This is a genomic window from Phytoactinopolyspora endophytica, assembly GCF_004138495.1.
GTDB lineage: Bacteria > Actinomycetota > Actinomycetes > Jiangellales > Jiangellaceae > Phytoactinopolyspora > Phytoactinopolyspora endophytica.
The window spans coordinates 31,483-37,766 of sequence record NZ_ML142879.1 but is presented as its reverse complement, the minus strand read 5'-3'; the positions used below and the strand labels follow the sequence as shown (position 1 = coordinate 37,766).

At 57.4% G+C, this 6,284-nt stretch carries 2 protein-coding genes and 2 pseudogenes; 3 read left to right on the top strand and 1 reads right to left on the bottom strand.

The window, feature by feature from the left end; all coding sequences use genetic code 11:
- The 3 genes and pseudogenes from ELR45_RS40025 to ELR45_RS33115 all read left to right on the top strand — a co-directional run.
- Positions 1–343 (top strand): annotated as a pseudogene (locus ELR45_RS40025) (N,N-dimethylformamidase beta subunit family domain-containing protein); the annotation flags it as partial.
- Positions 344–355: 12 nt separating this feature from the next.
- On the top strand, positions 356–1,366 hold the full coding sequence (locus ELR45_RS33120; RefSeq protein ID WP_129670092.1) for a Gfo/Idh/MocA family protein: 1,011 nt from the start codon (positions 356–358) through the stop codon (positions 1,364–1,366).
- Positions 1,367–4,105: 2,739 nt separating this feature from the next.
- Complete coding sequence (locus ELR45_RS33115) at positions 4,106–5,311, top strand: phthiocerol/phthiodiolone dimycocerosyl transferase family protein (protein WP_129670091.1); 1,206 nt, start codon at positions 4,106–4,108, stop codon at positions 5,309–5,311.
- Between the two features lie 473 nt (positions 5,312–5,784).
- Here ELR45_RS33115 and ELR45_RS41895 read toward each other — a convergent pair.
- A pseudogene (locus tag ELR45_RS41895) lies at positions 5,785–6,284 on the bottom strand (transposase); the annotation flags it as partial.

Here is a 6,284-nt window from a genome sequence, read left to right as displayed (position 1 = left end):
GGTTGACAGAGCAGACGTTGAGCTGGGTACCCCTCTTCACGCCCTTATAGTTGCCACTGCGGCTGAGTTTAGTGGGGCATACGACCCGGCTCTGGAAGATATATCAGGATCGAGCATCAATTATCTGCGCACCAAAGTCGATCCGACTATAAAGGCGGACATGGTCTTCTTTGAGCTTCCGGGCGGCGGCGCTGTGTTCTCAGTCAGCTCAATAGCCTGGTCAGGATGTCTCTCGCATAATGGTTACGTGAATAATGTTTCTAAGATAACAGCCAATGTACTGGATAGGTTTCTTGATGCAGAACCCTTCGAATCGTGTGATGGCAAATATCGATCGACGTAGTGGGATGCAGTGATGAACGGACAGATGGTGCGTTTTGCGATGGTTGGGGCCGGAGCGCACGCTTCAGAGGCGATTTACCCCGCGTTGCATTATACAGATCTTCGGCTCGTCGCAGTTGCGGATATCGACAAAGATAGAGCCGGAGTCGTTGGTCGGCGTTTTGGTGCGTCGCGCATCTATAGTGACTTTGAGGAGATGCTTGAGCGGGAGGATCTCGATGCAGTGGGCGTAGTAGGCCCGCCCGAGTTACACTACAAGGCGGGCATAGCAGTGCTGGAGTCTGGCCGACATCTATTTGTCGAGAAGCCGCCTGCGGTCGATTTGGAGCAGACGCTCAGGTTGAAGGCGGCGGCGTCGTGTAATGGCCTACAAGTAATGGTCGGCTTCATGAAGCGCCATGCGTCTGCGTACGTGAGAGCCAAGGAAATCGCTGAGCGGCCCGAGTTCGGACTTAAGACAGTTCTTCGGCTCAACTACTCGCACTTCCATTATTCATCATTGCGGGAACATATCATTTACATGACGGTTCACGGGCTCGACTTGGCGCGCTATTTTATGGGGGATATCAGGTCAGCATCGGTGATGAAGCGCGAGCTCGACGGGAACTTTGTCATTGCGCTATTGGCGCAGCACGAACGAGATGGTATTTCGCAGATCACTCTGTCGGCTCACGAGCCGCGCGTGCAAGAGTCAGTGGAAATTGCAGGTGAATCAAGTCTAATTCAAGTGAACAACCTGTCAGAGCTGCGCTATCATCCTGCAGCTGCTGAGTTGGATGATCTGAGGTCCACCGACGAGACGATGACATCGCTCTGGTTCCCAGAGTTCGCTATCCCGTTGGAGGGGACGAATAGCCTTATCCTGCAAGGGTATGCTGGTGAATTGCGGCATTTTGGGCGTTCCGTTATTTGTGGCACTGCGGTGTCACCGAGTATCGATGACGGTGTCGCTGTGATGCGGGTCGCGGAGGCGTTGTTTGAGGCACCAGCGGGGCGTATAGCCGCGTTGCGGATTCCGGATTAGTGGACCGCTACCTGCTTTGATGGAGAGGTGTTGTGTCTCATATTGCTGCCGGAGGCTGCTGGCGTGACGTGGGAAGAAGGCATTCGCGAACTCTATCTGCAAGCGATCACCGCACCAGGAACAGAGCCCGTTTATGATGTAGCTATTCACCGGGTGATGTTGTGACTGATGTAACTTACTGTATGTGGTCGTGTGGACATAATCCTGGATCGGTGCTGGTGGAGGTTGGTCAGATGTGCGATCGAGAGTGCCAGCGCTGGAGCGGCTGTTCGAGTTGGTTTCAGTGCTTCTGGAGGAGGACTTGGAGCTCGAGCGTATCGCGGCTGATCTGCTTGGCTCAGCTTGACCCGGTCGGATGATGTGCGTGTGGAATCGAGGATGGCGATTCAGCCAGACGTTGATCTCGTCGGTATTGGGTGTGCCTCCTTTCAGCAGGCGATGTGCACGTCGAACTCGTTCGAGCGTTCTTGTTGATTGTGACCAGTAGTTTCTTGAACTCTGCGGCACGATGACGGCGCTGCAGCTCGGAGTTGACCTGGGCGCCAACGACTCGCCGGCGCGGTCACACCGCACCGTTAGCGGGTGATGCTCCACGATCCCTTGAACGTGCCCACCGCCAGCTGCCTGTCAGAGTGTGGGCCATCACTACCGAGGCGTCCAGCCAAACACGATCGTGGCGCTGAGGTCACCATCGCCGACCTCGACGCTGGGGCGCGCCCGTGGCGGGGCTGAATTGGGCGCCACACGTGCTCACGTGTACGTGCCCTCGCGTACGCCATCGCACATCGCGGCTGTTCGTCGATCTCTGCCAGCGTGCGCCACAGTGTCGCACCCGACACCACCGACCCATGCCTGGTCCCGCAAAGAGGATCGGCCTTGCGCTGACTCATCGTCAAACCTATCTACTGGGCGTATTACCTGACAACAGCCAGCACCGTGCAACGACACGCAAAGCGGAGGGTCTCAGGCGAGACAGCATATTGACCTACGTGGAGGTAAAGATGAGTCAACGCGCATGATGTAGTGTCTCACGTCAAGGTGCCCGCGAAAGTTGATAGCATGATGGACACAAGAGGACGTGCGCAGTACTATAATTCGACATAGTCGACCATGTTCTCCTGATTGGGAATCCTGTAGTGGGACTCTTCGTCGTCGTGGCGCGATCATGGCGCGTGCTTGTAGACAGAGGCCTAGCCTTCGGCACACATGACGAGGAGCCGAGAAAATGTCGCCTGTTGAACGGGAAAGTCAGTAGCAGATGGGGACACAGTTTGGCTCGGGTGAATGTGTGTAGTCAGACGACGACTTCCTGCGTCGCGAACGTGTGGTATCGGGCCTATTCGCCAATCGGTGGTGAGACGGAGGTAGTTTCTTGACGGTCGAACTATCATTGGTAGAGCACGTTGCGCTTGCGTACCAGTTCTTCACAACGGGCGCTGGAGACGATGCCGAAACCTGCGGCGGAGCCGTAGAATCAGACTTGGCTGTCCACTACTTCACAGTCGACGTCATGGATGGCTGCAGTAGCCACATCGGCGATCGGCGTTTGCATGGCCGCTTGGGCATTGAGGACTTAGGGGACCCGTGGCGTGTGGGCGAAGAAGGTCTGGTCATACGGGATGTGCGTACGACACATCTAATGGCCAGGATTGACATTCTTGTCGCAGTGCACCCAAGCGGCGCCATGCTCCACCGCATCGCCGAACTGGCCAAGGACACAAGCATCGTGGATGCCCCTGGCGGTTTGCGTGTAGTGGCAGGTGACGCGCCTACGATGGCAGATGCTCGGTGGATGGACGTGAGTTCAGCGACCGCACACCCAGCGCAACTAGCCACCCATGCGCGGGCCGACCTTGTCGCGTCTTGGAACTGGAGAGGCGAAGCTCGGATCGACCTGATCAGAGCTGGCATCCAACTCGCCGACAACGCACATGGCCCTCGTCGCCAGAGCGCCGTCAAACTCAGTCGGCACCGGTGCGGCCTCCGACGTTATGCGGCAGGTCGTCGCTCCACAGACACATCGGCGCGAGATCGACTGTTGCCCTGCACCGGGAATCCCTGCGACCGGATTTGGCGTCACGCTGGCAGCTGGTGGCGTTGCCGCCGTCATCCGATGGGCCCACGTCGACCTCCTCCGGCGCCTTACGAGGCTTCCACCTGGGCAACGGTCGACCGCAGATTTCCGGCGGAGGGCCCTAGCGTGCTCGGCCACCTACGCCTCTATTGGCTGCAGGTTGAATGCCTGACGCCGCTCGATAGCGGCGTGAGGCGTGTTCGTGAAGTCTATTCCGTAGCCAATACCACAAACCCGGTCCATGCGAACCGCTCGTCCGCGTCGACGATGACCGTCACCATCCCCGGTTGCCTGCGCAGTCCGCGACTTGCATCCGTTCCTGCGCCGCAGTGGACTTTGTACGGGTTCGGCAAATGGCGACCTCGACGATCAACTGGACGAGTTCCAGCATGCCGGTCCCAAGCTGCCACTTCAATTCCGGAACCTCGGCCGGCAGTATATCGCGACATTCATCCAAGCTAGGTATTCTCTGTCATGAACTCCCCATACGATCGACGACCACAGGTAAGACGCCGTGATCCAAAATGATCAGCACGCCAGATGAATGAGTTACGCCAATGACGAAACAACAATTGCGCTAGTTAACTTAGCGCAAGTGACGAAAGATGCACCAGTTACCTTGAGGCCTCTCCGTACGGGTATCGGGGCCACATTGGGAGAAGACAATGCCTCTTGAACGCTATCTCGATCCGCTTGAATCAAGCATTCTGATGGAATGCAGCGAGCCCGTTTGCTCGGTTGAATACGAAGGCAAGATTGACGCCGAAGTGCTCAGAAAGGCGTACCGGATCTTGTCTTTACGACATCCGGTGTTGTGTGCCGATATTCGACAGAGTGACCTAGGATACGTGCTCTACGTGCCAGCCGGAAAAGATCCTTCATTTATGGCGCTATCGGGCGCCGAACTGTCGTCTCTCGACAAAATTCGTTACCCAAATCGGATCTGTGACGGCTTATCCCGCCTGATTTTAGCGCAGGATAATTCTGGTGGCCAGCTTGCATTGCAGATGAATCATTGTGTCGCCGACGCGAGATCAATGACGACTATACTGACAGAACTCTGGCAACTCTACGGAAGTCTAATAGGCGGAAGCGCTCCGAGCGTCGGTCCGGTCGGATCACTACCCCAGTCGCCCTACGAGCTGATACGCCGACGTTGGAATGACGAGTTTGAACCACAAATGTCAGGCGGCGCAAGCAAGGAAACTGGAACAATCGAAGACCCGCCAATTCAATCACGCATTAGGCTAGGCTACGAAGAAACGACCAACTTGGTAGATGCTGCTCGAATGCTAAAGATAACAGTACATCCACTGGTGTGCGCTGCAATTGCGATCGCTCTACGCGCGAACTCTGATAATGCGGCGCCGCACAGTATGATTTGCGATTCAACCGTAGATCTACGTAGCAGGATGAGTCCCCCTGTAAAGGCGACGGAAGCCGCGAATGTGGCATTCGATTATGCAATAAAAATTGACGTTTCACAGAACTCTGATCCTGTTGTAGTGAGTAACGAAATAAGACGGAAGTTAGAATTACTGATCGCCGGTCGGCGAGCATTTAATGAAGAGCCGGATTCGACGCGGAATGTGAATGAATATCTGGATAGATTCGGTGTGACTAATCCTGGCGTGATTCCGCCTCTGCCTCGTTTGGCGGGATTGAATATCGTTGACTTCACATGGTTGATATCAATGCCTCCGCGCGCCAGGACAATCAATTCAGGTTACATTGTCTATACCTATGACAGGCGTCTAACGATAGAAGGTATATTCCCGTCGCCGCAATTTTCGTCCCAGGACGTCAACACTATCGTCAAGCGCTATCTGCACGAGCTTCGCCAGATCTCGGGTTTGTATCGAGAGGACTGAGCGACGTTTTCTGTGAAGGGTTCGTGCACCGACGAGCGACCGGGCGAAACCATGGAGGGCACCGGCTTCTGTTGACACCCTCTCCGCGGCGTGAAGGCGTGGTATTTCGGCGCATGCTGTTCGCCTCGCGCCACTGTAGGTCATGGGGAGGGGCAGAGGACCGTGCGCGGGCCGTCGGCCCAGAAAGCACAGAACGGTAGGCGGCATTCGACCCGTCCGACGGTGGCCGCCCGCATGCTGGCAGCCAAGGCGCTTGGATCGGGCTCTTCCGCCCATTGGCACCTGGTGCGGTGCCGCTGAGATAGCCCGTGTCCCACGGTCCCAAGCGACGGCCCAGGACGGTGCATTCGGTGGATCCGGCCGGGGGAGGGCACGATGGGCCATGCGGTGGAAACTGCCTTTGAACGCGTTCGCAATCAAGTCCGAGGTCAAGTCCCCTGGAGTGGTGTAACGGTCGGTGATCCTTCGTTGGGTTAGGCGCTGAGTGCGAGGACTGGGTCGGTGTTCACCTCCGTTGTGGTGTCGGTGACCGGGGTGAGGCGGCAGCGGGCGAGGATTTCGAGGCCGAGGTAGCGGCGGCCTTCGGCCCATTCGTCGGTCTGCTCGGCCAGGACAGCGCCGACGTGGCGCGCGATCGCGTCGTGGTTCGGGAAGATGCCGACGGCGTCGGTGCGGCGGCGGATCTGGTTTGTTGAGCCGTTCGGACGGGTTGTTGGACCAGACCTGGGACCAGACGTCCTTGGGGAAGGTGGTGAACGCAAGGATGTCCGCCCGCGCCTCGGCCAGATGCTCTGCCACCGCGGGCAGCTTGCCGCTGACGTATTCGAGCAGCCGGTCGAACTGGGCACGCACCGCGGCGGTGTCGGGCTGGTCGTAGACCGAGTGCAGCATCGCCTTGACCGCGGGCCACATGCTCTTCGGGCAGATGCTCATCAGGTTCGCGGCGTAGTGGGTGCGGCAGCGTTGCCAGACC

Excerpts from the sequence above, each read along its gene's own strand:
- ELR45_RS33120 (WP_129670092.1), top strand. The coding sequence starts at position 356 with ATGAACGGACAGATGGTGCGTTTTGCGATGGTTGGGGCCGGAGCGCAC.
- ELR45_RS33115 (WP_129670091.1), top strand. The coding sequence starts at position 4,106 with ATGCCTCTTGAACGCTATCTCGATCCGCTTGAATCAAGCATTCTGATG.